This window comes from Escherichia sp. E4736, from assembly GCF_005781225.1.
Classification (GTDB): Bacteria; Pseudomonadota; Gammaproteobacteria; order Enterobacterales; family Enterobacteriaceae; genus Escherichia.
Window position 1 is genome coordinate 1 of record NZ_VATT01000056.1, and the last position, 4,731, is coordinate 4,731.

The 4,731-nt window shown below is 48.5% G+C and carries 10 protein-coding genes; 1 reads left to right on the plus strand and 9 read right to left on the minus strand.

Going from position 1 to position 4,731, the window contains the following annotated elements; genetic code table 11:
• Positions 1 to 2: 2 nt before the first annotated feature.
• Complete coding sequence (locus FEK46_RS23590) at positions 3 to 185, plus strand: hypothetical protein (protein ID WP_116967959.1); 183 nt, start codon at positions 3 to 5, stop codon at positions 183 to 185.
• Positions 186 to 325: 140 nt separating this feature from the next.
• On the opposite strand, the gene FEK46_RS22880 is transcribed toward FEK46_RS23590, so the two are convergent.
• The 9 genes from FEK46_RS22880 to FEK46_RS22920 form a co-directional block, all read right to left on the minus strand.
• Positions 326 to 949: an antitermination protein gene (locus tag FEK46_RS22880; RefSeq protein WP_001235461.1), complete on the minus strand. Its 624-nt coding sequence runs from the start codon at positions 947 to 949 to the stop codon at positions 326 to 328.
• A complete protein-coding gene (locus FEK46_RS22885) occupies positions 946 to 1,611 on the minus strand; it encodes a serine/threonine protein phosphatase (RefSeq protein ID WP_135559764.1) in 666 nt (221 codons plus the stop codon). The genes FEK46_RS22880 and FEK46_RS22885 overlap by 4 nt, the downstream gene beginning before the upstream one ends.
• Entirely contained in the window at positions 1,608 to 2,219 is a 612-nt protein-coding gene (locus FEK46_RS22890) for a recombination protein NinG (RefSeq protein ID WP_135559765.1), read from the minus strand. The genes FEK46_RS22885 and FEK46_RS22890 overlap by 4 nt, the downstream gene beginning before the upstream one ends.
• Complete coding sequence (locus tag FEK46_RS22895) at positions 2,212 to 2,382, minus strand: protein NinF (protein ID WP_064529141.1); 171 nt, start codon at positions 2,380 to 2,382, stop codon at positions 2,212 to 2,214. The genes FEK46_RS22890 and FEK46_RS22895 overlap by 8 nt, the downstream gene beginning before the upstream one ends.
• Entirely contained in the window at positions 2,379 to 2,561 is a 183-nt protein-coding gene (locus tag FEK46_RS22900; protein ID WP_024257963.1) for a NinE family protein, read from the minus strand. Before FEK46_RS22900 ends, FEK46_RS22895 begins: the two co-directional genes overlap by 4 nt.
• On the minus strand, positions 2,528 to 2,701 hold the full coding sequence (gene ninD, locus FEK46_RS22905) for a protein NinD (protein ID WP_135559766.1): 174 nt from the start codon (positions 2,699 to 2,701) through the stop codon (positions 2,528 to 2,530). The genes FEK46_RS22900 and ninD overlap by 34 nt, the downstream gene beginning before the upstream one ends.
• The gene (locus FEK46_RS22910) at positions 2,698 to 3,570 is read right to left on the minus strand and encodes a phosphoadenosine phosphosulfate reductase family protein (RefSeq protein WP_135559767.1); all 873 of its coding nucleotides are present in this window, start codon (positions 3,568 to 3,570) and stop codon (positions 2,698 to 2,700) included. Before FEK46_RS22910 ends, ninD begins: the two co-directional genes overlap by 4 nt.
• Complete coding sequence (locus tag FEK46_RS22915) at positions 3,567 to 4,007, minus strand: recombination protein NinB (protein ID WP_135559768.1); 441 nt, start codon at positions 4,005 to 4,007, stop codon at positions 3,567 to 3,569. The genes FEK46_RS22910 and FEK46_RS22915 overlap by 4 nt, the downstream gene beginning before the upstream one ends.
• A 73-nt stretch (positions 4,008 to 4,080) precedes the next feature.
• A partial coding sequence (locus FEK46_RS22920; RefSeq protein WP_240731154.1) for a DnaB helicase C-terminal domain-containing protein occupies positions 4,081 to 4,731 on the minus strand: 651 nt, incomplete at its 5' end.

Consider the following 4,731-nt stretch of genomic DNA (forward strand, 5'->3'; position numbering starts at 1 on the left):
ATATGCACGGGCAAAACGGCATGAGGTTGTTAGCGCAACCTCATGCCACCCGCTTTCACGAAGCCAGCCATTGCGCTGGTTTTCTTTTATGCAAAGCACACCGCACCGTAGCCACAGCGGATAAGGTGATTATTTTTGTCTGTCTGGTATTTGGTTTGATGTGCTTTCAGAAAGGCCGTGCTTAAAACGCAAAAAGCCCCGAGCTATTAACTCAGGGCTTTATTTAACGAGTGCATTTATCCATCGTTGGGTCAAATTTACCCAACTTTATTCAAAAAGTCAATATTATGCCGTTAATATGTTGTCATCCGTGGCAATCATGCTGCTAACGTGTGACCGCATTCAAAATGTTGTCTGCGATTGACTCTTCCTTGTGGCATTGCACCACCAGAGCGTCATACAGCGGCTTAACAGTGCGTGACCAGGTGGGTTGAGTAAGGTTTGGGATTAGCATCGTTACAGCGCGATATGCGGCGCTTGCTGGCATTCTTGAATAGCCGACACCTTTGCATCTTCCGCACTCTTTCTCAACAACTCTCCCCCACTGCTCTGTTTTGGCTATATCAACCGCACGGCCTGTACCGTGGCAATCTCTGCATCTTGCGCCCGGCGTCGCGGCACTACGGCAATAATCCGCATAAGCGAATGTTGCGAGCACTTGCAGTACCTTTGCCTTAGTATTTCCTTCAAGCTTTGCCACACCACGGTATTTCCCCGATACCTTGTGTGCAAATTGCATCAGATAGTTGATAGCCTTTTGTTTGTCGTTCTGGCTGAGTTCATGCTTACCGCAGAATGCAGCCATTCCGAATCCGGCTTGTGATTGCGCCATCCCCATAGCAGCCATCACATCAGTACCGGAAAGAGAGTCAGAAGCCGTGGCCCGTGGTGAGTCACTCATCATCGGGCTTTTTGGCGAATGAAATTTAGCTACGCTTTCGAGTCTCATGCGCCTTCTCCCTGTACCTGAATCAATGTGAGGTTTCCGCATAACACTGCGCCGGTATCGATATACATTTGGTTGGCAAATTTAAGTGGTTTCACTGCTGGCGTATGACCAAAGATGAACGTGTCCGCGCCTTTGATTTCTTTCACGATCCCGTCTTGTGAGTTGCTGATTCGTTCGCGGTTCCAGATTACCTGCTGATGATCAACTGGCTTTCCAAACTCGTATTCGTCACAAGGATAATCGGCGTGGCAGATGACATATTTTTTATCTTTGCTCACCAGTTCGATGATTAACGGAAGTTCATCTGCTTTATGGGCAAGAGCTTTAGCCAGAATTTCTTTGTCGTAATCGAGATTAAAGAACCAGCCACCGCCATTAAGCAGCCAGTGATTGACGTTTCCACGCTCTGATAAGCCATCAATCATCATGTGCTCATGGTTTCCACGTACAGCTCTGAACCAGGGGAATGTGATTAATTCCAGGCATTCAACGTTCTCTGCGCCACGATCAACCAAATCGCCAACCGAGATAAGCAGGTCTTTTTTGGTGTCGAATCCAATCGTATCCAGTTTGTTCATCAGGTTCGTGTAGCATCCGTGCAGGTCGCCAGCTACCCAAATATTTCGGTATTTGCTGCCATCAATTCTTTCGTAGATATTCATGCTGCCCCACTTCTGCTGTTTCGCAGATTTTTAAGTTTCTGCTGATACTCCGCCTTGATGGCCCTGCACTCTTCGACAGTCCAGCGATGGCGGCTATGGTTTGATTCGATTTCGTCTACTGCTTCCTGCCCGATGCGGTTAATCAGTTCGACGCGATACGGAACGAGATTTCCGCTTTTATGCTGGTTGCACACCACGCATTGCTTGTGAATATTGCGTTCATCAAATCGGAGTTGAGGCGCCGCAGCAGTTGTCCGGTAATGCCCGGCATCCCACTGAGCAGACGTGAGCGTTCCGCACGAGATACATGGTAAGTTGCGGTCTCTTTCTCTGATGAAGGCGTTTACGGCTTGTTGGGCTTGTTTAATCCAGTAACTGCGGGGCTTTAAGGCGAGTTTTCGAATCTTAATTTTATCTTTCTGTTTCTGCTCCTCTCGTCGTCGTTTCTTTTCTGCTGCTTTTTCCGCTTTTTCGCGTTCTTTGCTTCGTCGTTCGAGTGCTATCTTTGTTCCACACTCTGGAGAGCACCACCACTGATTAGCGAATGCAGGGTGAAACCATTCCCGACATTCTTCGTTTTTACATCGTCTTCGCGCTGGTTTAGCCATCGTCTTCTTCCTCGTGCATCGAGCTATTCGGATCGCTCATCAGTTCTGCGCAGCAGTACTCACACACGTGAACTTCCAGCACATGCAGCTTCTGACCGCAGTTAGCGCACGTTAAAGCCTGCTCGACGCTTTCTTGTTCGTAACTTCGATTTGGGTCAATCACCTTGTTTTCCTCGCACGATGTCTTAGCCACCGGATATCCCACAGGTGAGCCGTGTAATTGAAGGTTTTTACGTCAGATTCTTTTGGGATTGGCTTGCGTTTATTTCTGGAGCGTTTCGTTGGAAGGTATTTGCAGTTTTCGCAGATTATGTCGGTGATACTTCGTCGCTGTCTCGCCACACGTCCTCCTTTTCCTGCGGTAGTAATAACACCCCTGTTGGTGTTCTTTCACACCGGAGACACCATCGATTCCAGTAAGGTTGATTTGGTCGGAAGCGGTTATCTTCTTTGCATTCACCGCACCGATAACATCGCATCATGCAGCTTCCCTCCCGAAGTCGAAATCAAGCTGCCCTCCAAATATTTCGCATGACTCAGAACAAGAGCCGGTATCGAATCTTTTAGCTCGTACCATGTCCTGATACAGGGCTTGATAATCATTTTCTGAATACATTTTCGCGATACCGTCCAGCGACATTCTTCCTCGGTACATAATCTCCTTTGGCGTTTCCCGATGTCCGTCACGCACATGCGATCCCGTGATGACCTCATTAAAAACACGCTGCAATCCCTCCTCATCTTTGCAGGCAAGTCCGATTTTTTGCGTTGATTTTTTAATGCAGAATATGCAGTTACCGAGATGTTCCGGTATTTGCAAATCGAATGGTTGTTGCTTCCACCATGCGAGGATATCTTCCTTCTCAAAGTCTGACAGTTCAGCAAGATATCTGATTCCAGGCTTTGGCTTTAGCCGCTTCGGTTCATCAGCTCTGATGCCAATCCACGTGGTATAATTCCCTCGCCCGAAATGGTCATCACAGTATTTGGTGAAGGGAACGAGTTTTAATCTGTCAGTGCAGAACGCGCCGCCGACGTATGGAGTGCCATATTTCTTTACCATATCGATAAATGGCTTCAGAACAGGCATTTTCGTCTGAATATCCTTTGGTTCCCATACCGTATAACCATTTGACTGTCCAGGCTCTGGGTTGATATCAACCTGCAATACAGTGAGCGGTATATCCCAGAACTTCACAACTTCGCGGATAAACCGATATGTCATCGGGTGTTCACAACCTGTATCCATGAAAACGTAATGCACGTCTTCACCTGCCTGTCGCTTTTGCTCCATTAGCCAGAGCAAATATGCTGACGTCCTGCCACCGGAGAAACTAACGACATTTATCATGCAGCCTTGTCTCCCCATCTTGCTTTCCACTCCAGAGCCAGTCGCGCTTCGTCTGACCACTTAACGCCACGTTCTGTACCGAATGCCTGTATAAGCTCTAATAGCTCCGCAAATTCGCCTACCCGCATCCTGCTGGTTGACTGGCCTATTACCACAAAGCCATTCCCGGCAAGGTTAGGAACAACGTCCTGCTGCTTTAAGGCTGCGGTAAACACACACTTCCAGCTTTCTGCATCCAGCCAGCGACCATGCCATTCAACCTGACGCGAGACGTCACCTAAGCAGGCCCATAGCTTTCTGTTTTGGTCTAAGCTGCGGTTGCGTTCCTGAATGGTTACTACGATTGGCTTGGTTGGGTCTGGAAGGATTTGCTGTACTGCGTGAATAGCGTTTTGCTGATGTGCTGGAGATCGAATTTCAAAGGTTAGCTTTTTCATGACTTCCCTCTCCCCCAAATAAAAAGGCCTGCGATTACCAGCAGGCCTGTTATTACCTCAGTGATGTAGATGGTCATACGTCAGCCCCTTGTGCATATCGTCTGCCACGCGCAGCAGGTGCATTTGATGCTGTGCAAATCTGTCTGGCTTCATCCTGGTCACATGCAACAAAGTGTCCGTTACAGAACCGCTGGTAAACCGTACCAAGCGAGCCAAAACGGTTTTTCGTCACGATGATTTCAGCAAATGGCGCGGCGCTACTGTTCTCGTCATATACCGCTTCCCGATAGAGCATGATGATTGAGTCTGCGTCCTGCTCAATGCTTCCTGAATCACGTAAATCTGCGTTTGTCGGGCGTTTGTTTGGTCGCTTCTCAACATCGCGCGAAAGCTGACTTAGGGAGATAACAGGCGTTTTCAGGTCTTTCGCCATCGCCTTCAGGCTTCCTGAGATGTGAGCAATTGCGAGGTCGTTGCGGTCTGCTTTCGGCTTCTCAATCAGGCCAAGATAATCCGCCATGATGAGTGACAGGTTTGGATTTTCCTGTTTGTGCCGCTCTGCGATTGAGCGAATTTCTTCTACCGATAACCGCGAGGCATCGACTACCCATACATCCAAATCTGCAAGCTGACTCATGCCGTTAGCAACGCGCGCCCAGCCTTCGTCATCCATCGATGCAGGATTTCGCAGTACGCTAACCGACATCCTCCCGGCGTTGGCAAT